The organism is Ruegeria sp. BHSC223 (assembly GCF_059613025.1).
Genome location: NZ_JBXWRR010000013.1, coordinates 40,819 through 62,231, shown reverse-complemented (window position 1 = coordinate 62,231; position 21,413 = coordinate 40,819). Strand labels below are relative to the sequence as shown.

Sequence of the window (21,413 nt, the reverse complement as noted above, 5' to 3'; positions counted from 1 at the left end):
GGCCCTCGGTCGATGCTAGCATCATTTGGGACGCGTGTCTTTGCCCCCCTCCAACTCTTGGTCTGCGCAGTCGCTCACCACATCCGCGACTTGGCGTATTCGGTATAGCCCGCGTCATAGTCCTCGGCGGCGAACCCGTCGTCCTGTTCACGCAGGAACTGTCCCGCCGTGGGGACCAGCCCGCTTTCGTCGCCCCGCGTCCAGAGGCCCGAGCGCATCAGCGCCTTGGCGCATTGGAAATACATCTCGCCCACCTGGATCACGATGACCGTTGCGGGCTGGCGCCCCTTGCGCTCGAAACTGGCGCGGGCCTGAGCGTCAGGGGTCAGAAAGGCGGTACCGTTCACCCGCACCACGTTCTGGCAGCCGGGTACCATGAACATCAGGCTCACCCGGTTGTCACGGACGATGTTGCGCAAGGAGTCGATCCGGTTGTTGCCGCGCCAGTCGGGCAGCCACAGGGTGGCATCGTCGACAATGCGCACCACCGGGCCGTCATCACCGCGCGGGCTGGCATCGGTGCCCTCAGGCCCCACCGTCGACAGCACGCAGAACCGTGCTGTCTCGATCCATTGACGGTAAAGCGGGCTCAGCCTTGTACGCACCTTGGTCAGCGACGCGGGCACCGCCGCGTCGTAAAGGGTTTCAAGCTCGGTCATGTCGGTTATGCGGCGCATCGGCAAATCCTTTCCAGATTGCCCCTGTCCTAGCTTGTCCCTTTGGAGAAATGTGGCCAAAGATTTAGCAAATGGGCCAAATTGACGATCAGTTCCAATTGCCGGGCTCCTCGGCGGATCGTGTGCAATCCCTGCCACATGATGTGGTCGGCTATGCGCGCGACTATCGCGACGGCTATGTCTCGGTCCGGCATCGGCATCCCCGGCATCAGCTGATCTATGCGGTCTCGGGCCTGATGATGGCCGAGACGGAGGCCATGTCCTATGCCATCCCGCCCGGATATGGGTTGATCGTCCCGGCAGAGCAGCCGCACGAGATCCGAATGATCGGCGCTGTGCGCCTGCAATCGCTCTATGTCCGCGCAGGCCTGCCCGGCGCGGATGCGCTGGCCCGATGCCGGTTGGTCTCGGTGTCGCCGCTGCTGGCGCAGCTGATCGCGGCACTCTGCGAGATGGACAATCCTTGGCCGATGCCGCCCCGCGCCCTGCATCTGAGCCAGCTTATCCTGATCGAACTGCTGGCCGCCCCGGTCTCGCCCCTGGCACTGCCTTACCCCGTCGATCCGCGTTTGCGCCGGGTCTGCGACGCGCTGATCGCCACACCCGCCAGCCCGCGCGACCTGGACGGCTGGGCCGCCGAGGCGGGGATGAGCCGCCGCACCTTCAGCCGCCATTTCCAGATGGAAACCGGTGTGAGTTTCGGCAAGTGGGCGCAACGGCTGCGCTGTCAGGCGGCCCTGCGGGGCCTGGCCGAGGGCAGGCCCGCCGCCCGCGTCGCCCGCGATCTGGGTTATGCCAATGCCTATACCATGGCTGCGATGATGCGGCGCATGACCTGAGACAGGCGCGGCATCCGGGAAACAGCCGGGTCAAACCACCCAGCCCGTCTTGCAATCGCGCCCATTGGCCGATAGCAGGTTCTGGACCAATTTCAGGGGACCGTCATGGACGATCTTAAAGCCAAATATCTGGGCCAGATCGCAGAGGCCGCCGACGAGGCCGCGATCGAAGCGATCCGCCTTGCCGCCGTGGGCAAGAAGGGCGAGGTGGCGCTGAAAATGCGTGAACTGGGCAAGATGACGCCCGAGGAACGCCAGACCGCGGGCCCGGCACTGAACGCGCTGAAAGACGAGATCAACTCTGCGTTGGCTGCCAAGAAGGCGGCGCTGGCCGATGCCGCGCTTGACGAGCGTCTGCGCAGCGAATGGCTGGACGTGACCTTGCCCGCGCGCAACCGCCGCCAGGGCACGCTGCACCCGATCAGCCAGGCCCGCGAGGAACTGACCGCGATCTTTGCCGAAATGGGCTTCTCTGTTGCCGAAGGGCCGCGCATCGACACCGACTGGTACAATTTCGACGCGCTCAACATCCCCGGCCACCACCCCGCACGGGCCGAGATGGACACGTTCTACATGCACCGCGCCGAGGGCGACAATCGCCCGCCGCATGTGCTGCGCACCCATACCTCGCCGGTGCAGATCCGCTCGATGGAGAAAATGGGCGCGCCGCTGCGCGTGATCTGCCCGGGCGGTGTCTATCGCGCCGATTACGACCAGACCCACACGCCGATGTTCCACCAGGTCGAAGGCCTGGCGCTGGACCGCGATATCTCGATGGCGAACCTGAAATGGACGCTCGAGGAATTCGTCAAGGCGTTCTTCGAGGTGGATGATGTAGAGCTGCGGTTCCGCGCCTCGCATTTCCCCTTCACCGAACCCTCGGCCGAGGTCGATATCCGCTGTTCCTGGGAAGGCGGCCAGCTGAAGATCGGCGAGGGCGACGACTGGCTGGAGATTCTCGGGAGCGGCATGGTGCACCCCAAGGTGATCGCCGCCGGTGGCATCGACCCGGATGTCTATCAGGGCTTTGCATTCGGCATCGGCATCGACCGACTGGCGATGCTGAAATACGGCATCCCCGATTTGCGCGCCTTCTTCGATTCAGACCTGCGCTGGCTGCGCCACTACGGCTTTGCCGCGCTGGACATGCCGAACCTGCATGGGGGTTTGAGTAGGTGAAGTATGAGCTAGGTCGGGAAAAAGCTCTTCTGGAACTCTTAGAGGAACAGGACCACGGCAGTGGCGTTGATTTCTCCGACCACGCGTATTTGAACCGTCACAACTACAGCTCCGAGCAAAGAGAAAAGTATCTTGCAAACCACGACTTGGATGCAAACTCACGCTACCACCTGGAGAGAATGGCGGAAAACGGCTTTGTCAACCCAAGCGTCGAGACTCCCGAGTGGTCTACATACTCATTGACGTTGCTTGGACATGACAGGCTTGAGGTCCACCGAAAGAACACTTTGATACGAAAAGCTGCTAGAGTCATCGGTGGTTGGATCGACAAAGCAATGACGTCAGTTTTACTCCCAATTTTGGTTTCTGTTCTGACGGTTCTGATAATGAACTATTTCGGATTAAACGAGGCAAAGAAATAAAATCCTCCCGCTTCTGGCTGTAGGACCACCTCGACACCACCGCCAGCGTGGATGCGATCGCCGAGGAGCTGACCGATCTGGGGCTCGAGGTCGATTCAGCTAAAGCGACTGCGCGGTACCAAGGCCGATAGGCCGCCGCGCAATCGCCAGACCGCCCGCACGGGCTGGCGATATTGGACCGCCAGCGCGCTCTTCGACAGTTATCCGGACTTGGCTGGTATAAACTGCCCCGCTCAACCCAAGGATCGCCATCCCGCGGTCTGGCGCTCGCGCGGCTCTTACCCCTTCAGATAGTCCTTGTAGGGCCGCGCCTTGCGGCCGCGATATTTCACGGTCAGCTCCAGCGGCGTTTCGTTCTCGTCATAGATGCCCAACACGATCCCGCGTTTGCGGGATTTGGTGCGCATGGCGATCAGCTGTTCCTCGCTGCGGGTGGTGCGTTGCGACTGGCGGCGGGTCCAGCGGAACAGCTTGTCATACATCCCGGCTATCACATCGGCATGGGCCGGGTCGCCGCCCAGATCGACGAGTTCCTGCGGATCGTTCTTCAGATCGAACAGCATCGGGCGCGGGTCTGCCTCGAAATGGATCAGCTTCCAGTCCTTGTCCGCCACCATGAACATAACCGCCTGCCGCACCGAGATGTCGTTCAGATGCGCAATCGGCGAGGCCGAGAAATCGTATTCGCAGATCACGTGATCGCGCAGCGTGTGGTCGCGCGCGCCGTGCAGGATCGGAATCAGGCTTTCCCCTTCGAGGATATGCATCGCCGGTTTGCCGCCCGCCGCCTCGACGAATGTCGGCGCCAGATCGATGCTTTCGACCAATGCGTCACAGACGCTGCCCCGTGTCGCGTCGGCCTCGGGGCGCGGATCGTAGACGATCAGCGGAACCCGCGTCGCGGCATCGTGAAAGAAGGTCTTTTCCCCCATCCAGTGATCGCCCAGGAAATCGCCATGATCCGAGGTCAGGACAATCATCGTGTCCTGCATGCGCCCGGTCTCCTCGAGCCATGTGAAGAGCCGTCCCATCTGGTCGTCGGCCTGTTTGATCAGCCCCATATAGGCGGGGATCACCGCATCGCGCACCTCTTGCCGGGAAAACGCCTCGCCCACCTTTGTCTCCATGAAGGCCTTGAACAGGGGATGGGCGTTCTGGCGTTCGCTGTCGCTGCGCACCACGTCCTGCACATGTTCGGGGCCATACATGCTGGCATAGGGTTCGGGCACGATATAGGGCCAGTGCGGCTTGATATAGCTCAGGTGACAGCACCACGGACCGGTCTGCTGTTCGATGAATTCCATCGCGCGGGTGGTCAGATAGGGGGTCTCGCTGTCCTCTTCGGCGATATTGGCGGGGCGGGTCGCGTTCTTGAGGAACCAGCCCGATTGCACATTGCCCTCGGCATCCAGCCCGGAATTGGCAAAGTCGTGCCAGGGGTTGTCGCTCTCATAGCCCTTGGCGCGCAGGTACTTGTTGTATTCCCTGGCGCCGTCGGGGTCGTAATACCCGTCCGGCCCCTCAGGCAGCATGCCATCGTCGCGTTCGAACACGTCGAACCCGCATTCCGCCACCCGCGCCCCGATCAGCGAATCCGGCTCAAGCCCCAGCCGTGCCATGCCTTCCTCGTCCGCGCGCATGTGGGTCTTGCCCACCAGCCAGCAGCCCATCCCGGCGGCGCGCAGGTGGTCGCCCATGGTCATCTCGCCCACCTTGAGCGGGATGCCGTTCCAGCTGGCCCCGTGCGAATGTACATAGCGCCCGGTATAGGTGCTCATCCGGGACGAACCGCAAATCGGCGACTGGATATAGGCACGGTCAAACCGCACCCCCTTTGCCGCCAACTGGTCGATATTGGGCGTGTTCAGGGTCTTGTGGCCGTAACAGCTGAGGTAATCCCAGCGCAGCTGATCAAACATGATGAACAGGATATTCATGGGCGCGCATACCTTTTGCATATCTGTCGGAAAGCCTGCAGTTCCGGTCTAGACTACCCGCACTCTAGCCGGGTTGGGACCAAGTAGGAAACATGGCACCGGGCCCTTCCGTGCATTTCTGGCCAAGGGTTTGGCTCGCCTGTCGGTAAGCTTTAACTTAGCTGCCCTTCAGGCGGGGTCTGAACGGCCTAAAGCGTAGGATTCACTGTTGCCGGGTTGCCCTTTTGTGCCCCGAATCCTTGCGCACTCACCAGCATCGTGACTTGCGACAAAGCTTCTTTCGGAGTCATGTTGCGGCTGGGCAAGGTGTTGCGGCCTTGGATGTGGGCTCGATCGGAGAGGGAATTTTGCGGATGGCGCAATTGGTGATCTATGCGCTGCAAGTTGGGGGAGGCTCGCTGGCGATCTGCCAGTTGCCGGGCCTGTCTGGCAACTATTCAAGTGATATTGATCTGATCGGGTCCTGGGCGCCCGGGCTGGTGATCTCGATGACGACCGAGGTCGAGATGTTGCAGCACGGTGCACGCAATTTTGGTGCTGATATCCAGAGTCGCGCCTGCCGCTGGGCTCATCTGCCGGTCGATGATTTCGGAGTGCCTGGCCGTGATGCCGAGATCAGTTGGAAGGCGATCAGCAAATCGGCCCGGCATGCGCTGCGCGGCGGCGGGCGCGTATTGATCCATTGCAAGGGCGGCTGTGGCCGGTCGGGCATGGCGGCGTTGCGCCTGATGATCGAGACGGGCGAAGAGCCGAAGGCGGCGCTGGCGCATTTGCGGTCGGTCCGCTCCTGTGCGGTGGAAACCGACGCCCAGATGGACTGGGCGCTGGCAGGTCGTGCTATCCGGGACTGATCCTTCAGGCCGTTGCTTGCACTGTCGCAGCAGAGTGGACGCAGCGGGGGCGGGCCTCGGCCATGGCGCATGGTACCGGGCCTAGCCCGGCGGCAAATCCCGCTCCGTCGGGTGTCATCAGTGCATCGGCAAAGCGATTCAGATGCGACAGGGCGGTGTCTTCGTCGACGCCGCAGAACACGCGGATCCGGCTGTGCGAGGCGGCGTAGCGGGCCATGCAACCTGCTCCACACGGGGGCATCTCGCAATGCCCTTCTATCGCGAAACCTGCATCGGTCATCGGTTCAGCCTGCCGCAGCGCGCGGGCGAGGTTCTCGGCCAATGCCGACAGCGCCGGGCAGGGCCTGCCGGTTCGGCGACAGAGCGTTGCGGCAAATTCATGCGTTCTTGTAGTCCAGATCATCCTGCGCCCTCCGCGCGGCGGAACAGGGTGTCGGGGACCGGCCGATCAGGGCCAAGGCATCCCGTCCGGACACCCCGCCCGGGTTCGAGTTACGGTTGCGATGGCAGGTCTCCTGACTTGCGGGTCCGGGCTTTGCCGGCCTTCCCGGCCCGGAGGGCCAGTGGCATTTCGGCATCGCTCACCGCTTACAGTTGCGGGGGCAGTCTCGGAATTGGTCCCCTGTCGCCAGGGGGGCCGCACCGTGTTCCCTTTTCATCCCGGCGCATGTGTCACCGAGAACCATCGCCTCAGCGGTAGCGGGTGTTGCGGGCCGGAGTCAAGCCGGGTGTTCGTGCCGTGTTTTTCCCCATGCGGCGGGATGCTAGTATTGGTATCGAGTAGTCAGGCTGAAGAAGGGTGTCGGCATGCGGTTGAGAGGAGTACGCGGCAGTAGGCATGTCGAGGATCGTCGCGGGCGACGTGGCGGCGGCATGGCCATCGGCGGGCGTGGGCTGGGCATCGGCGGGGTGCTGCTGCTGTTGGTGATCGGCGCCTTTACCGGCATCGACGTCACCCCGTTCCTGACCGAACAGCCGGGCCCGAGCCAGAGCGCGCCCAAGGAACTGACCGCCGAAGAGCGGCAGGCGGGCGAATTCGTCTCGCGCGTCTTGGCCACGACCGAGGATGTCTGGGGCACGGTGTTCCGCGACCAGCTTGGCCGCGACTACATCCCGCCGACGCTGGTGCTGTTTTCTCAGGTCACCTCCAGCCCCTGTGGCGGCGCCTCGGGCGCGACCGGGCCGTTCTACTGCCCGGCCGACCAGAAGGCCTATCTGGACACAGATTTCTTTGCCACGCTGGCGCGGCGCTTGCAGGCGGGTGGCGATTTTGCCGCCGCTTATGTGATCGCCCATGAGGTGGCCCATCACGTGCAGAATCAGCTGGGCATTCTGGGCCAGGTGGATCAGGCCCGGCGGCAGTCCTCGCAGGTCGAGGCCAACGCCCTGACCGTGCGGTTGGAATTGCAGGCCGATTGCCTGTCCGGGGTCTGGGCGCGCTCGGTCCGAGGTCTGATGGAACGCGGTGATCTGGAAGAGGCGTTGAACGCCGCCCGGATGATCGGCGACGACCGGCTGCAACGGCAGGCGGGCCGGGTGCCGCAACCGCATACATTCACCCACGGCACTTCGGCGCAGCGGGCATCCTGGTTCGAACGCGGCTTTGATAGTGGCCGGGTCGCAAGCTGCGACACGTTCAGCACCAACCGGCTCTAATCCGCGCGCGGCAGCATCTCGGGCAGACGGCGCAGCACGTCCGAGGACTGCCGGGCACGGGCTAGCATCCAGCCGCCTTGCAGCAGGATGAACATGGTCTCGGCGGTCTTTTGCGGATCGGCCAGCCCAAAGCGCCTGGCGTGATGCGCGCCCTCGGTGATCCAGCCTTCGAACAGGTGGTGGGCATGGGCACGGAACGCGGCGTTGTCCGGCCCTTCGAACAGGGTCGACGAGATCGGGCAGCCATCCCACTGGCCTGATTTGTCGAATAGTTTCGCGACCTTGCCGCACAGAGCCTCCATTCCGGCATGAAAGCTCTCGGCTGGTTCGAACGAGGCCGCGATCAGCCGCAGCATCTGATCCGAGGCCCAGGTGGCCGAGGCCAGCGCCAGGTCGGATTTGCCGTTCGGGAAGTGGTGATACAGAGAGCCCTTGGGCGCCTCTGCCTCGGCCAGCAGCTCGGACAATCCAACACCGTGATACCCCCGGCGCTGGAACAGCTGGGCGGCGGTGCGGATCAAGCGATCTTTGGTCGGAAGCGGACGTTGGGTCATGTGCCGGGGATATTGACAGCTCTGGACCGATTGGTCCAGACATGAGGAATAGACCAATCGGTCTAGGAAATCTGGAGGTCGCAATGCTGGATATGCAGTCATCTGTCAGGGTCGAGGATTTTCATTTCCCCGCCGGGTCGGCGCAGCTTTCGGCGCGGCTCTATCTCCCGGCGGGCACGCCCCGGGTTGCGGTTGTGATCAACAGCGCCACCGGGGTGCCGCGCGACTATTACCAGCATTTCGCCACATGGCTGGCGGCCGAGCAGGGCATGGTCTGCCTGACCTATGATTATCGCGATTTCGGGCATTCGTTGCGGGGGCCGCTTGCGGCCTCGACCGCCACCATGTCGGACTGGGCGCTCCTTGACATGCCCGCCGCCTATGCCGAAATGCAGCGCCGGTTTCCCGGCCTGCCGCTCTGGGTGATCGGCCATTCGGTGGGCGGCATGCTGGGGCCGCTGCAACCGGGGATCGAGCCCATCGCGCGCATGATCTGCGTCTGTTCCGGGCTGGTGCATCACTCGGACCACCCCTGGCCCTATCAGGCGCTGGCGCGGCTGTTCTGGTTCGGCCATGCGCCCCTTCTGGTCAAGACCTTGGGCTATCTGCCGGGGCGGGCGATTGGCTTTGGCACCGACCTGCCGCCCGGCGTCTATTGGGAATGGCGGCGCTGGTGCACAACACCCGGCGCCTATCTGTCCGAGACAGGCACCCGCCTGCCGAAACCCGATTGGGGCCGCTCGAACGCGCAGGTCGATCTCTTTGCCTGCGCGGATGACGATACGATCCCGCCCGAGTGTGTCTGGCGTCTGGCCGATCTCTATGGCGACAATGCCCGGCGGCACCTGTTGCGGCCAAAGGAGCACGGGGTCCGCGAAATCGGCCATCTGGGCGCCTTTGCCCGGCGCAATGTCGCACTCTGGCCCCGGTTGATCGCCCCCTGACGCGGGGGCGACCCCGGGGCTGGTCAGCCCTTGTTCCGGCCCTCCTTGTCGCGCATCACCGCGCGGACCATCTTGCCGAACGCCTTGTCGCGCGAGCGTGCTTCGGCCACGCTTTCCGAGTTGCGCGCATCCTCGCGCCGCAACTTGCGCCAGCGGTCGAGGCGGGCGGGTTCCAGCGCTCCCGCCGCAATCGCGGCCTGGATGGCGCAGCCCGGTTCGCTGTCATGCCCGCAATCCGAGAAACGACAGCCGGTGGCAAGGTCCGAAAGGTCCTGAAACACCTCGTCGATCCCGTCGCCCGCATCCAGCAGGCGCAGTGCCCGCATGCCCGGTGTATCGACCAGCCAGCCGCCGTTGACCATCCGCCGCAGGGCGCGGGCGGTGGTGGTGTGACGGCCCTTGGCATCATCCTCGCGGATGCCGGCCGTGGCCTCCTGCGTACCGGTGAGAGCATTCATCAACGTGGTCTTGCCAACGCCTGATGAGCCCACCAGCGCCCCGGTCTGGCCGGATGGGCACCATGATAGGATCTGATCCAGATCGGCAGGATCAAGAGCGTTGACCGCCAGCACCGTCAGAAACGGCGCCAGCGCCTCGGCCCGCGCGACATAGGCGCGGGGGTCGGTACAGGTGTCGGCCTTGGTCAGCACCACAACGGGATAACACCCGGCCTGATGGGCCAGCGCCAGATAGCGCTCCAGCCGGGGCAGGTTGAAATCGGCGTTGCAGGAACTGGTGATGAACAGAACGTCGACATTGGCCGCGATCAGCTGCGCCTCGGCCCCGGTACCCGCCGCGCGCCGTTTCAACAGGCTGCGCCGGTCGAGCAGATGCCGGATGCGGTGCTCGGGATCGGCCAGGACCCAGTCGCCCACGGCAAAGGCGCCGGTCGGCTGGTCGGGTGGGGTTGTCAGGGTACAATCGCCCTCGGGCGACAATCCGGTCAGAGTGCTGCGGTGAATGGCTGTCAGGCGATAGGGCGTGCAGCCGGAATGGGCCGCGGCCTGCGCGGCAAAGAAAGAGGACCATCCAAGGTCCGGGAGTGTAAGAGACATCGGTCCGCCTGTTGCGAAAGAACGCAAGACGGGCGGATGGCGCACGCGCATCCGGCCGGAACGGGTTCAGGCAGGGGTGTGAGTCGTCAGAACCGCGCTGCCCGAAGGGTCTTTGCTACAATCATACATCCCTCCGCATGCTACAGGGTTCCGGGTGCCGCAGGCGCGGCGGTGCAAGTGAGAGGCTGGACATCGACCCAAGCGGGACTCGTTGTGGCTGCTTCCTTCCGGACCTGACCAGGTTGGCGAGGCGCTCGCCCGCGCCAACCTCTCGCGTCCCGATATAGGCAGGTCGGGCCGGGATGACAAGATCTCAAAGCCCGAGGCGCAGGCAGAGAAACCCCTCGTCATCCAGACCGAGATCGGTGACGTCACGCCCGGCAAGCTCGTCCAGGTGGTCGCGGGCCCGCGGTCCGGTGCGAAGGATCGCGCTCTGCCCAGGCATGGGCGCCAACCTCCAGGGATGCGGCGCCTGCTCCAGTGGGTCGTCAGGTAGCCGTCCGGAGAGGTAGTCATGCAGGGCGCTCTGTATGCGCAGGCTTGGCAGTGGAATGGGCTGACCTCGGTTCAACATCAGGAAATGGCCGCCGCCGTTGGTGCGGTAGTTGTTAAGTGCAACCACGAATTTTTGTCGGTCATCAACCGGCGCTCCGTTGTGGCGCAGGGAACCGATCCGCCGGTTCTCCTCCGCGATCAGGTGACCGCCGATATCGTAGCGCGCTGGCGCGCTCGGATTGATCTCATAGGTCAACCCGTAAAGGCTGTCGAAATTGTGTCCGGGCACGGAAGTATCCAGCAACATGTCACAGGCCCCGGCTGGTGCCGGGGTCAGGAACACGCCGGCGGCCATTTCCAGCCATTCGCGCAGTTCGGCGCCGGTTAGAACCAGCGCCCGCAACTCGTTGGGAAACATGTGCAGGTCGGCCACATGGCGCATCGACAATGGTCCAGCGGGAACGTCGGTATAGTGGTCCGGCCCGGCGCGACCTCCTGCCTTGAGTGGTGAGACCGAAGAAAGCACAGGCAGTTCGGCAAGAGCCGTGCTTTCAAGAAACGGGCGCAATGCGGCGGCCTGAGCGGCGGCAACCTTGGCCAGCCCACGATCCGGAGCGACAAAGGTAAAATAGCTGTGCATCGGCTCTTGCGCAAGTCCGGCAGGCTGATTAGCGGCGGCGCGCGTGGCGGCATGATCCGCCGCAAGCAGGTGGGTCAGTACCGCATCCTCGCAGTCGTCGGTCGGGCGCAGGCTAGCGTTTGCCTGGTCGACGCGCCAGCGACCATCTGTGCCTTGTTGCAGTTCCAGGTCGATGATCCCCAGATGGGAACCGTGGTGTCCCGGCATAACAACCGGCGTGCCACGTATCAGCGCTTCGGATACGCGCCTGTCGGGACAAGAGCTGGGGCCATGCGACGGAAGCCGCAGATGCGTATGTCCAGCAACTATCGCGTCGATACCTTCAAGTGCCGCCAGAGGGATTACAGCGTTTTCCTGATCAGGAGCGGCTACCGCCTCTGCCAGGCCGGAATGGGCCAAAGCGACGATCAGATCGCAGCCTTCGGCTTTGAGTCGCGACACTGTCTCGCGCGCGGCATCGACGATGCCCTCGACGCGCATCCGGCCTGCCAGGATATGAGCATCCCACTCCATCGTCTGCGGTGGCAATGCGGCTAACACGCCGATCCGTAACCGGGTCGCAACGGAGGCGTTTCGAACCTCTCGATCAAGGATAGCCATCCGCTGCCAGGGGGCCGTGCCGTCCAGCCTGTGCGCGTTAGAACAAACCACCGGACAGGGTGCCTGTTCCAACACTCGATCCAGCACCTCAAGCCCGAAGTTGAAATCGTGATTTCCCAGCCCCAGAGCGTCATATCCGAGATAGGTAAAGGCCCGCATCAGCGGATGCGGGGCTTCGGGACGTTTGGCAGCGATATCGCCCATCTGGGTACCCTGAATGCTGTCGCCGTTGTCCAGCAGCAGGGACAGATCCACACCCGGTTCTGTGCGGGCGGTGTGGATCAGCGGGGCAATCCGAGTCAACCCTCCGGATCTTTCCCGGCGGTCGGCGTAATAATCAAAACCTGTCAGCTGCATATGCAGGTCAGTGGTGGCGAGTAGACGCAGACGCATCACGGGGCGCCGGGATGTGGTAAGGGAGTGGGCTGAGCGGTTCTCAGAAGGGCTATTCAAAATCCGGTATCCAGTCGCCGCACAATTCATCCCTGGGTAGAGTTCCCTACTGTCAAATATACAAAATCGCTGTATGGCAAGAGGTTAGTTGCTCAGGATTTGTGTCAACTCTGTCTCTGTCTGGCGTCATCTGACGCAGATGGCGATTGAATTGCGCCACCCGCCATGGCAGCCCTGAGCAACCGGTGGGTCGGTGAACGACAAATTTGGGGGCAGTCATGAAAATCGCAGAACAGGTCACATTCGGAGGGTCGGGTCTGGACCGGGCGGCGCATCTACGCGGTGACGTAACGGAACAGGAGCGTATGTCGGCCGATCCGCGCGCTCGTTGTCTGTTGCTTTGGCGCGGCAAGCTGTTGGTGGAAGGTGAGCGGCTAGAGCTTCTGGCGTGGGTTGCGCCAACCCACGCTCTGGTGACCGAAGGACCAGGCGGTGAGGCCGAGACGCCTATTTTCCTGGGCCTAGATGAGGACGGCGCGCCGATTTTTGCGCAGGACATTTCGGCGTGGCAGGCCGAGGGACAGGACCTGACCGGGCTTGGCGGGTTCGTGGACCGCTCCGAACAGCAGCACCCCGCTTTGCCTGAGGGGCAGGTGTTTGCCGAATTGCGGCGGGTCATGACCCGTCTCAGCCCGCGCGACGCAGAACTGGCCGCGACCGCCAAGGCGGTGATCGGCTGGCACGCCAGTCACCGGTTCTGTGCCCGTTGCGGCGCCCGCAGTGAGATCGCCCAGTCGGGGTGGCAACGCGGCTGCCCGGCCTGTGGCGGTCAGCACTTCCCGCGCACCGATCCGGTGGTAATCATGCTGATCACACACGGCGACCAGGTGCTGATGGGGCGTTCTCCGGGCTGGCCCGAGGGGATGTATTCGCTGCTGGCGGGTTTTGTCGAACCGGGCGAGACGCTGGAGGCCGCCGTGCGCCGCGAGGTGCTGGAAGAGGCGGGCGTGCGCGTCGGCTCGGTCACCTATCTGTCCAGTCAACCCTGGCCGTTTCCGGCCTCTCTGATGTTCGGCTGCGCGGGCGAGGCCCTGTCGCGCGACCTGAAAATCGACCCGGTGGAAATCGAGGATGCGATCTGGGTCAGTCGCAGCGACATGATGCTGGCCTTTGCCGGAGAGCATCCACGCCTGCTGCCCGCCCGCAAAGGGGCGATTGCCCATTTCCTGTTGCAGAACTGGCTTGCGGACACGCTGGATTAAGGGGAAACTCGCGCAAAAATCACAACCGACGAGGGATCATGCAGTTCGTTAGCAAGGAAGACATCGAGGCGCCTGTGGCGCAGGTCTTTGCCATCCTGTCGGAATTCGAAACCTTCGAACGCTCTGCCATGCGCCGCGGGGTTGAGGTGCAGCGCGTCGATGCCAGCGCCCCGATCGGGGCAGGCATGGCCTGGGACACCCGGTTTCGTCTGCGCGGTAAGCCGCGCGAAATGCATGTGGTGTTGAAACAGTATGACGCACCGTCGCTGATGCGCTTTGCCAGTCACAGCAAGGGCATCAACGGCGATGCTGTGATCGAGCTGCTGGCGCTGTCGCCGCGCCGTACCCGCTTGAGTTTCTCTGTCGAGTTGAAGGCCAATACCCTCTCGGCACGTCTGTTTCTGCAATCGCTGAAACTGGCGCGCAAGAACATGTCCCGCCGGTTCAAGCTGCGGATGGCCGAATTCGCCAAGGAAATCGAAAGCCGCTGCGCCCGCTGAGCGGGCGCCTTTGTGAATCGAACAGTCAGGCGGTCGTTTCAGCTGCGGGGCCGGGCAGCGGGATAAACGCCCAGGATTTCGACATTGTTGGTGAAATGGTTCAGCTCGTCCATCGCGAGGCGCACATTGTCGTCCTCGGGGTGACCGACGATATCGGCATAGAACTGCGTGGCCGAGAACGAGCCATCCAGCATGTAGCTTTCCAGCTTGGTCATGTTGACGCCATTGGTGGCAAATCCTCCCAGCGCCTTGTACAGGGCGGCGGGAATGCTGCGCACTTCGAACACGAAACTGGTGATCATGCCGAAATCACCGCGGCGCGAATCGTCTGTCTCGCGCGACATCACCAGGAAACGCGTTGTGTTGTTGTCGGTATCCTCGATATGGCGGGCAAGCACGTTCAACCCATAGATTTCGCCTGCCAGTTCGCTGGCCAGTGCCGCGTGGGTCTTGTCGCCGCGTTCGGCCACTTCGCGCGCGGCGCGGGCGTTGTCTGGGCTGACCCGGCCGGTGATGCCGTGCTGTTTCAGAAAGCCCGCACATTGCGGAAGCAGAACCAGATGAGAATGGGCGTCGCGGATATCATCCAGTGTCGCGCCCGGCACACCCAGCAGGTTGATGTGCACGCGAACAAAGGCCTCGTCGATGATATGCAGCCCGCTATGGGGTAGCAGGCGGTGGATATCGGCGACCCGGCCATAGGTGGTGTTCTCGACCGGCAGCATCGCCAGCTCGGCCTCGCCCCGGCGCACCGCGTCGATCACGTCCTCGAAGGTGCGGCAGGGCAGCGCCTCCATGTCCGGGCGCGCATTGCGACAGGCCTCGTGACTATAGGCGCCGGGCTCTCCCTGAAAGGCGATGCGATGGGTCATGGGGTCGTTTCCGTGCAACAAGTTACATTTTGGGCGTTTGGTCGCGGTGTCTATACCTTGCCTCTTGCGAGGGGAAGCCTTAGACAGCCGCCCAGACAGCTGAAATGGACTCGCGATCAATGTTCGACACGATGACAGTTACCAAGGCCGCTGCCGGCCTGTTCGGCGCTTTCCTGGCGCTTCTTCTCGCCAAGTGGGCGGCCGAGACGGTCTATCATGTTGGTGGCCACGGCGACGAGCCCGCCTATGCAATCGAAGTAGCCGAAGCCGAAGAGGCCTCCGGTGAAGAAGAAACCGTCAGCTTTGAAGAGCTGATGGCCTCGGCGGATGCCGCCAAGGGCGAAAAAGTGTTCAAGAAATGCGCCGCCTGCCACAAGGTCAATGGCGAAGACGCCACCGGCCCGCATCTGGATGGCGTGGTTGGCCGTGCGGTCGCCTCGGTTGCCGGCTTTGGCTATTCCGGCGCGATGCAGGGTCACGGCGGAGACTGGACGCCCGAGGCGCTGAATGAATTCCTGGCCAAGCCTTCGGCGGCGGTTCCGGGCACCTCGATGAGCTTCTCGGGCCTCAAGAAACAGGGCGACCGGGTTGACCTGATTGCCTATCTGCAGAGCGTTTCGAACTGATCGCTTGACACAGACCGGTTTTGACCAAAGGCCGCTGCCCCGTGCAGCGGCCTTTTTCGTCGGTCGGGGTGACTTCACGATTGCTTCACCTATTCTAAACTTGCAACTCCCCACGCTGGACCATTAGCTAACGGCAACAAGATTGGTGGATATGCCAACCCAACCCGGAGGAAGAGCCTTGACTATACGCCCGCGCGCCGCCACCCGTGCCAAAGCATTGGATATCCGGCCCGGTGTGATGCTGCTGGTCGCAGGGATCGTCCTGCTGGCGCTGGCTGGACTTGCGCGCGCCGAAGAGACGATCATCAAGAGCCACGGGTTCTCTGAATTCGGCGATCTCAAATACCCCACGGGGTTCGCACATTTCGACTATGTGAATCCTGATGCGCCAAAGGGCGGCGAACTGAGTTATGCCGCGATCGGGACCTTCGACAACCTCAACCCGTTCACCCGCAAGGGACGGGCGGCGGCGCGATCGGCGGACCAGTACGAATCTCTGCTGACGCCGTCATATGATGAACCGGCTTCCTACTACGGTTTGGTAGCCGAAAGCCTGGAATACCCCGAAAGCCAAGATTGGGTGATTTTCAACATTCGGCCCGAGGCGCGGTTTTCCGATGGCACGCCGATCACCGCCGAAGATGTGGTGTTCAGCCACGAATTGCTGCTGGAGCAAGGGCTGAAATCCTATGCCGAGGCAGTCAGGAAACGCATTCCCAAGGCCGAGGCGCTGGATGATCACCGTGTCAAATTCCATTTCGCCCCGGACATCCCGCGCCGTGCGCTGATCACCCAGGTAGGGGGTACGCCGATCTTTTCCAAGGCCTGGTTCATGGCCGACCCCGAGAAACGCCGTCTGGACGAACCGCGTCTGGAGCAGGGCATCGGATCGGCGCCCTATGTGCTGGACAGCTTCGACATCAACCGGCGCATCACATATCGCCGCAATCCCGATTACTGGGGGGCGCATCTGAACGTGAATGTCGGGCGCAACAACTACGACAGTATCCGGATCGAGTATTACACCGACACCATCGCCGCGATGGAGGGGTTCAAGGCGGGGAACTACACGCTGCGGCAGGAGAACAACTCGAAAAGCTGGGCCACCGCCTATGACTTTCCGGCCATCGAAAAGGGACATGTGGTCAAGGCAGAACTGTTGGATGGCGACGTGCCCAGTGCCAGCGGTTTCGTGATCAACATGGACCGGCCGCAGTTCCAGGATATCCGCGTACGCGCGGCGGTGCAGTTGGCGTTCAACTTTGAATGGACCAATGACAGCCTGCAATATGGTCTGTTCCAGCAGCGCCATTCCTTCTGGCAGGGCACGCCGCTGGAGGCGACCGGGCTGCCCCAAGGCCGCGAGCGCGAGGTGCTTGAGGCGCTGGGCGACGCCCTCGATCCAGCGGTTCTGAGTGAAGAGCCGGTCAGCGCCCATAGTTCCAGCCCAGACCGTCAGAACGACCGCAAGAACCTGCGCCGCGCGATGAAGCTGTTGGATGAGGCGGGCTGGGCCGTCGGCAGCGATGGTATCCGGCGTAATGCGGCGGGCGAAACGCTGAGGATCGAGTTCCTGTCGGATGAACCGACGCTTGACAGGATCATTCAGCCCTTTGTCGATAACCTCAAGGTCATGGGCATCGACGCCCGGTACAACCGCGTCGACGATGCGCAATTCACCCTGCGGCGGCGCGACCGCGATTTCGACATGATCATGGGCGGCTACCCGATGTCGCTGCAACCGTCGACCGGGCTCTATCAGCAATTCGGAAGCGAGGCGGCGGCCTATTCCGTGTTCAACCCTTCGGGCGTCCATGGGCCGGATATCGAGCCGCTGATCGACGGAATCGTCGCAGCGTCGACCACCGAAGAGTTGCAGGCCAACGTGCGCGCGCTCGATCGCGTCTTGCGGGCCAAGCGGATCATGGTGCCGACATGGTACCTGGGCAAATACTGGGTGGCTTATTGGGACAAGTATTCCTATCCCGAGAACCTGCCTCCCTATGCGCTGGGGGTCGAGGATTTGTGGTGGATCGATTCTGACCGTGCAGCAGCGCTGAAATCTTCGGGCGCGTTGAGGTAACCGGTCTCGATGGGTGCCTATATCCTCAGACGATTGCTGCTGGTGATCCCGACGCTGCTTGGGATCATGCTGGTCAATTTCGTGCTGGTGCAATTCGTGCCGGGTGGCCCGGTGGATCAGGCCATCGCACAGTTGCAGGGCGGTGGCGATGTATTCGAAGGTTTTGCAGGCCAAGGCAACGATGCGCAGTTGAACAGCCAGACCAACGCGGTGAACGACCGCTATATCGGTGCACGTGGCCTGCCGCCGGAATTCATCAAGGAATTGGAAGAGCTTTACGGGCTCGACAAGCCGGCGCACGAACGGTTCCTGCTGATGCTTTGGAACTATCTGCATCTGGATTTCGGCGAAAGCTATTTCCGCAAGATCGACGTTGTCGACCTGGTTTTGGAGAAGATGCCGGTGTCGATCACGCTGGGCCTGTGGTCGACGCTGATTGCCTATGCGATCTCGATCCCCTTGGGCATCCGCAAGGCGGTGCGCGATGGCTCGCGTTTTGACACCTGGACCAGCGGGCTGATCATCGCGGCCTATGCGATCCCCGGGTTCCTGTTCGCCATCCTGCTTTTGGTTCTGTTTGCCGGGGGCAGCTATTGGCAGATCTTTCCGCTGAGGGGCCTCACCTCGGACAATTTCTCGGAGCTGTCTTTGCTGGGCAAGGTGCTGGATTATTTCTGGCATATCGCCCTGCCGCTGACCGCCTATACCATCGGCGCCTTTACCACGCTGACGCTGCTGACCAAGAACAGCTTTCTGGACGAGATAAAGAAGCAATACGTGATCACCGCCCGCGCCAAGGGGCTGAGCGAAAGCCGGGTTCTCTATGGCCACGTGTTCCGCAATGCGATGCTGATCGTGATCTCGGGCTTTCCGGGCGTGTTTCTGTCGGTCTTTCTGGGCGGCTCGCTGATCATCGAGACAATCTTCTCGCTCGACGGTCTTGGCAGACTGGGGTTCGAGGCCACGGTGGCGCGTGATTATCCGGTGATGTTCGGAACACTCTTCGTGTTCGGCCTGATTGGCCTCTTGGTCGGGATTCTGTCGGACCTGACCTATGTTTTGGTCGATCCCCGCATCGACTTTGAGCGGCGGGAGGGCTGAGCCATGCGCCTGTCGCCTCTGAACCAGCGCCGCTGGAACAACTTTTGCCGGAACCGCCGCGCCTTCTGGTCGCTGATCGTGTTTTCGGTCCTGTTCGGGATTTCGCTCTTTGCCGAGTTCCTTGCCAATGACAAGCCGATCCTCGTCAGTTATCGCGGTGAGTTGCGGATGCCGATCTTCTCTTTCTACCCCGAAACCGCCTTTGGTGGCGATTTCCAGACCGAGGCGATCTATCGCGACCCCGAGGTGAGATGTCTGATCGCCAGCGGCGGCGTCGAAGACTGTTTCGACGATCCCGAAGGGGTGATCGAACAGATCGAGGCGGGCAGCTATCAGGCGGAAGGGTTCGAACAGGGCTGGGCCATCTGGCCGCCGATCCCCTATTCCTATCGCACCTCGGTCGACCGCCCCGGCGCCGCCCCATTGCCCCCGAACGAGCAGAACCTGCTGGGCACCGACGACACCAAGCGCGACGTGCTGGCGCGGGTGATCTACGGCTTCCGCCTGTCGATCCTGTTTGCACTGATCGTGACGTTCGCCGCCTCGATCATCGGGGTGATCGCGGGCGCGATACAGGGGTTCTTTGGCGGTCGTACCGACCTGATCATGCAGCGGGTGATCGAGATCTGGGGCGCCACGCCGGGCCTTTACGTGATCATCATCATGTTCTCGATCTTTCAGCGCAGTTTCTGGATGCTGGTCATCATCTCGATCCTGTTTGGCTGGACCGCGTTGGTGGGCGTGGTCCGGGCCGAGTTCCTGCGCGCCCGAAACCTGGAATATGTGCGCGCGGCGCGGGCGCTGGGTGTCAGCGACTGGACCATCATGTTTCGCCACATGCTGCCCAACGCGATGGTGGCGACGGTTACCATCCTGCCATTCCTGGTTACGGGGTCCATCGGCGGGCTGGCCTCGCTCGATTTTCTGGGCTTTGGCCTGCCCTCCTCGGCCCCATCGCTGGGCGAGCTGACCTTGCAGGCCAAGCAGAACCTGCAAGCGCCCTGGCTGGCCTTTACCGCGTTTTTCACCTTTGCCATCATGCTGTCGCTGCTGGTCTTCATCTTCGAAGGCGTACGCGATGCATTCGACCCCAGAAAGACCTTTTCATGAGTGCGCTTCTCGAGGTCAAAGGGCTGAATGTCTCGTTCCGTCAGGATGGGCGGATCAGCCAGGCGGTGCGCGGCGTGTCCTTCACGGTGAACCGGGGCGAAACCGTTGCGCTGGTCGGTGAAAGTGGCTCGGGCAAGTCGGTCTCGGCGCTGTCCACCGTTTCTCTCTTGGGTGACAGCGCGATTGTCGAAGGCTCGGTCACCTACGACGGGCAAGAGATGATCGGCGCCAGTGAGCAGCGGCTGATGGATGTGCGCGGCAACGACATAAGCTTTATCTTTCAGGAGCCGATGACCTCGCTCAACCCGCTGCACACGATCCGCAAGCAGATGGCGGAATCGCTGGCCTTGCATCAGGGTCTGGTGGGCGAGGCGGCACAAGAGCGCATTCTGGAGTTGCTGGTCAAGGTCGGCATCCGCGACCCGGAAACCCGGCTCGACGCCTATCCGCACCAGCTGAGCGGCGGGCAGCGGCAAAGGGTCATGATCGCCATGGCGCTGGCCAACAAACCCGACATCCTGATCGCGGACGAACCGACCACGGCGCTGGATGTGACCATCCAGGCGCAGATACTCGAATTGCTGGCCGATCTCCAGCGCGAGGAGAACATGGGGATGCTGTTCATCACCCATGATCTGGGTATCGTGCGGCGGATCGCCGACCGGGTCTGCGTGATGAAGGCGGGAGAGATCGTCGAGAGCGGCAGGACCGAAGAGATTTTTGCCAATCCCCGGCATCCGTATACACGCAAGCTTTTGGCGGCCGAACCCAAGGGCCGACCTGACCCTGTGCCGGCCGGAGCCGAAGAGGTGGCGCGCACCGATCACCTGCGGGTCTGGTTCCCGATACAGCGCGGTTTCCTGCGACGCACGGTGGGGCATGTGAAGGCGGTGAACGACGCCTCGATTTCGGTGCGGGCGGGTGAGACGCTCGGTATCGTGGGCGAAAGCGGGTCGGGCAAGACCACGCTGGCGCTGGCGATCATGCGGCTGATCGGCTCCGAGGGCGGCATCACCTTTCGCGGCGAGGATGTGCGCGGCTGGTCCACGCGCGAGCTGCGCCGGCTTCGCAAGGACATGCAGATCGTGTTCCAGGATCCATTCGGCAGTCTGAGCCCACGGATGACCTGCGCCCAGATCATCTCGGAGGGGTTGGCGATTCACAAGGTCGACCCCCATCGTGCGCCGCGCGAGCTGGTGGCCGAAGTGATGCGGGAAGTGGGGCTGGACCCGGCAACGATGGACCGCTATCCGCATGAGTTCTCGGGCGGTCAACGGCAGCGTATCGCTATCGCACGGGCCATGGTGCTGCGGCCCAGGTTGCTGGTGCTGGATGAGCCCACCTCGGCACTGGACATGACGGTGCAGGTGCAGATCGTGGCGCTGCTGCGCGAGTTGCAGCGCAAATACGGTCTGGCCTATCTGTTCATCAGTCATGACCTGAAGGTGGTGCGGGCGATGTCGCACAAGGTGATCGTGATGCGTCAGGGCGACGTGATCGAAATGGGCGAGACCGAGGCGCTGTTCACCAACGCACAGACCGACTATACCCGCAGCCTGATCGCGGCGGCAGGGTAGGTCGCCGTTTTCCGACACGGAAAACGGCCCGGAAAACAGG

Annotated in this window: 20 protein-coding genes, 1 other RNA gene and 1 riboswitch; of the genes, 13 read left to right on the top strand and 8 right to left on the bottom strand. The window is 62.7% G+C overall.

What is annotated here, in order from left to right; translation table 11 throughout:
* Positions 1 to 74: 74 nt before the first annotated feature.
* A complete protein-coding gene (locus AC2FNY_RS16720; protein WP_496803132.1) occupies positions 75 to 677 on the bottom strand; it encodes a pyridoxamine 5'-phosphate oxidase family protein in 603 nt (200 codons plus the stop codon).
* A gap of 71 nt (positions 678 to 748) precedes the next feature.
* Between AC2FNY_RS16720 and AC2FNY_RS16715 the strand changes: the two genes are divergently transcribed.
* The 3 genes from AC2FNY_RS16715 (at position 749) to AC2FNY_RS16705 (ending at position 3,117) form a co-directional block, all read left to right on the top strand.
* Positions 749 to 1,516, top strand: a complete 768-nt coding sequence (locus AC2FNY_RS16715; protein WP_496803131.1) for an AraC family transcriptional regulator — start codon at positions 749 to 751, stop codon at positions 1,514 to 1,516.
* Positions 1,517 to 1,621: 105 nt separating this feature from the next.
* A complete protein-coding gene (pheS, locus tag AC2FNY_RS16710; protein WP_234182460.1) occupies positions 1,622 to 2,695 on the top strand; it encodes a phenylalanine--tRNA ligase subunit alpha in 1,074 nt (357 codons plus the stop codon).
* Positions 2,692 to 3,117 carry a hypothetical protein gene (locus AC2FNY_RS16705; protein ID WP_496803130.1) on the top strand — a complete coding sequence of 142 codons (426 nt, stop codon included), beginning with the start codon at positions 2,692 to 2,694 and terminating at the stop codon, positions 3,115 to 3,117. The genes pheS and AC2FNY_RS16705 overlap by 4 nt, the downstream gene beginning before the upstream one ends.
* Before the next feature lie 278 nt (positions 3,118 to 3,395).
* Here the strand turns inward: AC2FNY_RS16705 and AC2FNY_RS16700 are convergent, their stop codons facing one another.
* On the bottom strand, positions 3,396 to 5,054 hold the full coding sequence (locus tag AC2FNY_RS16700; RefSeq protein WP_496803129.1) for a sulfatase-like hydrolase/transferase: 1,659 nt from the start codon (positions 5,052 to 5,054) through the stop codon (positions 3,396 to 3,398).
* A 353-nt stretch (positions 5,055 to 5,407) separates the two neighbouring features.
* Between AC2FNY_RS16700 and AC2FNY_RS16695 the strand changes: the two genes are divergently transcribed.
* The gene (locus tag AC2FNY_RS16695; protein ID WP_234138766.1) at positions 5,408 to 5,905 is read left to right on the top strand and encodes a protein-tyrosine phosphatase family protein; all 498 of its coding nucleotides are present in this window, start codon (positions 5,408 to 5,410) and stop codon (positions 5,903 to 5,905) included.
* Positions 5,906 to 5,909: 4 nt separating this feature from the next.
* On the opposite strand, the gene AC2FNY_RS16690 is transcribed toward AC2FNY_RS16695, so the two are convergent.
* Positions 5,910 to 6,122: a hypothetical protein gene (locus AC2FNY_RS16690; RefSeq protein ID WP_234144508.1), complete on the bottom strand. Its 213-nt coding sequence runs from the start codon at positions 6,120 to 6,122 to the stop codon at positions 5,910 to 5,912.
* A 271-nt stretch (positions 6,123 to 6,393) separates the two neighbouring features.
* A riboswitch (cobalamin riboswitch) is annotated at positions 6,394 to 6,607 on the bottom strand.
* Positions 6,608 to 6,712: 105 nt separating this feature from the next.
* On the opposite strand from AC2FNY_RS16690, the gene ypfJ reads away from it, so the two are divergent.
* On the top strand, positions 6,713 to 7,561 hold the full coding sequence (gene ypfJ, locus AC2FNY_RS16685; protein WP_496803128.1) for a KPN_02809 family neutral zinc metallopeptidase: 849 nt from the start codon (positions 6,713 to 6,715) through the stop codon (positions 7,559 to 7,561).
* On the opposite strand, the gene AC2FNY_RS16680 is transcribed toward ypfJ, so the two are convergent.
* A complete protein-coding gene (locus AC2FNY_RS16680) occupies positions 7,558 to 8,115 on the bottom strand; it encodes a TetR/AcrR family transcriptional regulator (RefSeq protein WP_234217248.1) in 558 nt (185 codons plus the stop codon). The two genes, ypfJ and AC2FNY_RS16680, sit on opposite strands and share 4 nt — an antisense overlap.
* 83 nt (positions 8,116 to 8,198) lie before the next feature.
* On the opposite strand from AC2FNY_RS16680, the gene AC2FNY_RS16675 reads away from it, so the two are divergent.
* A complete protein-coding gene (locus AC2FNY_RS16675; protein WP_496803127.1) occupies positions 8,199 to 9,059 on the top strand; it encodes an alpha/beta hydrolase family protein in 861 nt (286 codons plus the stop codon).
* A 23-nt stretch (positions 9,060 to 9,082) separates the two neighbouring features.
* Here the strand turns inward: AC2FNY_RS16675 and rsgA are convergent, their stop codons facing one another.
* The 3 genes from rsgA to AC2FNY_RS16660 all read right to left on the bottom strand — a co-directional run bounded on the left by rsgA (position 9,083) and on the right by AC2FNY_RS16660 (position 12,242).
* A complete protein-coding gene (gene rsgA / locus AC2FNY_RS16670) occupies positions 9,083 to 10,114 on the bottom strand; it encodes a ribosome small subunit-dependent GTPase A (RefSeq protein ID WP_496803126.1) in 1,032 nt (343 codons plus the stop codon).
* Positions 10,115 to 10,289: 175 nt separating this feature from the next.
* An RNA gene (ffs, locus tag AC2FNY_RS16665) (signal recognition particle sRNA small type) lies at positions 10,290 to 10,388 on the bottom strand.
* 39 nt (positions 10,389 to 10,427) lie between these two features.
* Positions 10,428 to 12,242: a 5'-nucleotidase C-terminal domain-containing protein gene (locus AC2FNY_RS16660; protein ID WP_496803125.1), complete on the bottom strand. Its 1,815-nt coding sequence runs from the start codon at positions 12,240 to 12,242 to the stop codon at positions 10,428 to 10,430.
* 278 nt (positions 12,243 to 12,520) lie between these two features.
* Between AC2FNY_RS16660 and nudC the strand changes: the two genes are divergently transcribed.
* Entirely contained in the window at positions 12,521 to 13,504 is a 984-nt protein-coding gene (nudC, locus tag AC2FNY_RS16655) for an NAD(+) diphosphatase (RefSeq protein ID WP_234138772.1), read from the top strand.
* Between the two features lie 38 nt (positions 13,505 to 13,542).
* Complete coding sequence (locus AC2FNY_RS16650) at positions 13,543 to 14,004, top strand: SRPBCC family protein (RefSeq protein ID WP_496803124.1); 462 nt, start codon at positions 13,543 to 13,545, stop codon at positions 14,002 to 14,004.
* A gap of 38 nt (positions 14,005 to 14,042) precedes the next feature.
* Here AC2FNY_RS16650 and AC2FNY_RS16645 read toward each other — a convergent pair whose 3' ends face one another.
* Entirely contained in the window at positions 14,043 to 14,876 is an 834-nt protein-coding gene (locus AC2FNY_RS16645; protein ID WP_234138774.1) for a prephenate dehydratase, read from the bottom strand.
* 119 nt (positions 14,877 to 14,995) lie between these two features.
* Here AC2FNY_RS16645 and AC2FNY_RS16640 point away from each other — a divergent pair, with 119 nt between their 5' ends.
* The 5 genes from AC2FNY_RS16640 (at position 14,996) to AC2FNY_RS16620 (ending at position 21,373) form a co-directional block, all read left to right on the top strand.
* The gene (locus tag AC2FNY_RS16640; RefSeq protein WP_234167662.1) at positions 14,996 to 15,502 is read left to right on the top strand and encodes a c-type cytochrome; all 507 of its coding nucleotides are present in this window, start codon (positions 14,996 to 14,998) and stop codon (positions 15,500 to 15,502) included.
* Between the two features lie 151 nt (positions 15,503 to 15,653).
* Positions 15,654 to 17,585: an extracellular solute-binding protein gene (locus AC2FNY_RS16635; protein ID WP_496803123.1), complete on the top strand. Its 1,932-nt coding sequence runs from the start codon at positions 15,654 to 15,656 to the stop codon at positions 17,583 to 17,585.
* A 9-nt stretch (positions 17,586 to 17,594) separates the two neighbouring features.
* Positions 17,595 to 18,686: a microcin C ABC transporter permease YejB gene (locus tag AC2FNY_RS16630; RefSeq protein WP_234138775.1), complete on the top strand. Its 1,092-nt coding sequence runs from the start codon at positions 17,595 to 17,597 to the stop codon at positions 18,684 to 18,686.
* Positions 18,687 to 18,689: 3 nt separating this feature from the next.
* Complete coding sequence (locus AC2FNY_RS16625) at positions 18,690 to 19,796, top strand: ABC transporter permease (RefSeq protein ID WP_496803122.1); 1,107 nt, start codon at positions 18,690 to 18,692, stop codon at positions 19,794 to 19,796.
* Complete coding sequence (locus tag AC2FNY_RS16620) at positions 19,793 to 21,373, top strand: ABC transporter ATP-binding protein (protein ID WP_234138777.1); 1,581 nt, start codon at positions 19,793 to 19,795, stop codon at positions 21,371 to 21,373. The genes AC2FNY_RS16625 and AC2FNY_RS16620 overlap by 4 nt, the downstream gene beginning before the upstream one ends.
* Positions 21,374 to 21,413 lie beyond the last annotated feature (40 nt).

What these genes read in the sequence shown, in the direction of transcription:
- AC2FNY_RS16630 (WP_234138775.1), top strand. Translation starts at nt 17,595, where the DNA reads ATGGGTGCCTATATCCTCAGACGATTGCTGCTGGTGATCCCGACGCTG.
- AC2FNY_RS16700 (WP_496803129.1), bottom strand. Translation starts at nt 5,054, where the DNA reads ATGAATATCCTGTTCATCATGTTTGATCAGCTGCGCTGGGATTACCTC.
- pheS (WP_234182460.1), top strand. Translation starts at nt 1,622, where the DNA reads ATGGACGATCTTAAAGCCAAATATCTGGGCCAGATCGCAGAGGCCGCC.
- AC2FNY_RS16690 (WP_234144508.1), bottom strand. Translation starts at nt 6,122, where the DNA reads ATGGCCCGCTACGCCGCCTCGCACAGCCGGATCCGCGTGTTCTGCGGC.
- AC2FNY_RS16620 (WP_234138777.1), top strand. Translation starts at nt 19,793, where the DNA reads ATGAGTGCGCTTCTCGAGGTCAAAGGGCTGAATGTCTCGTTCCGTCAG.
- AC2FNY_RS16640 (WP_234167662.1), top strand. Translation starts at nt 14,996, where the DNA reads ATGTTCGACACGATGACAGTTACCAAGGCCGCTGCCGGCCTGTTCGGC.
- AC2FNY_RS16680 (WP_234217248.1), bottom strand. Translation starts at nt 8,115, where the DNA reads ATGACCCAACGTCCGCTTCCGACCAAAGATCGCTTGATCCGCACCGCC.
- AC2FNY_RS16695 (WP_234138766.1), top strand. Translation starts at nt 5,408, where the DNA reads ATGGCGCAATTGGTGATCTATGCGCTGCAAGTTGGGGGAGGCTCGCTG.
- AC2FNY_RS16625 (WP_496803122.1), top strand. Translation starts at nt 18,690, where the DNA reads ATGCGCCTGTCGCCTCTGAACCAGCGCCGCTGGAACAACTTTTGCCGG.
- AC2FNY_RS16720 (WP_496803132.1), bottom strand. Translation starts at nt 677, where the DNA reads ATGCGCCGCATAACCGACATGACCGAGCTTGAAACCCTTTACGACGCG.
- AC2FNY_RS16675 (WP_496803127.1), top strand. Translation starts at nt 8,199, where the DNA reads ATGCTGGATATGCAGTCATCTGTCAGGGTCGAGGATTTTCATTTCCCC.
- AC2FNY_RS16645 (WP_234138774.1), bottom strand. Translation starts at nt 14,876, where the DNA reads ATGACCCATCGCATCGCCTTTCAGGGAGAGCCCGGCGCCTATAGTCAC.
- ypfJ (WP_496803128.1), top strand. Translation starts at nt 6,713, where the DNA reads ATGCGGTTGAGAGGAGTACGCGGCAGTAGGCATGTCGAGGATCGTCGC.
- AC2FNY_RS16660 (WP_496803125.1), bottom strand. Translation starts at nt 12,242, where the DNA reads ATGCGTCTGCGTCTACTCGCCACCACTGACCTGCATATGCAGCTGACA.
- nudC (WP_234138772.1), top strand. Translation starts at nt 12,521, where the DNA reads ATGAAAATCGCAGAACAGGTCACATTCGGAGGGTCGGGTCTGGACCGG.
- AC2FNY_RS16635 (WP_496803123.1), top strand. Translation starts at nt 15,654, where the DNA reads ATGCCAACCCAACCCGGAGGAAGAGCCTTGACTATACGCCCGCGCGCC.
- AC2FNY_RS16715 (WP_496803131.1), top strand. Translation starts at nt 749, where the DNA reads ATGGGCCAAATTGACGATCAGTTCCAATTGCCGGGCTCCTCGGCGGAT.
- AC2FNY_RS16650 (WP_496803124.1), top strand. Translation starts at nt 13,543, where the DNA reads ATGCAGTTCGTTAGCAAGGAAGACATCGAGGCGCCTGTGGCGCAGGTC.
- rsgA (WP_496803126.1), bottom strand. Translation starts at nt 10,114, where the DNA reads ATGTCTCTTACACTCCCGGACCTTGGATGGTCCTCTTTCTTTGCCGCG.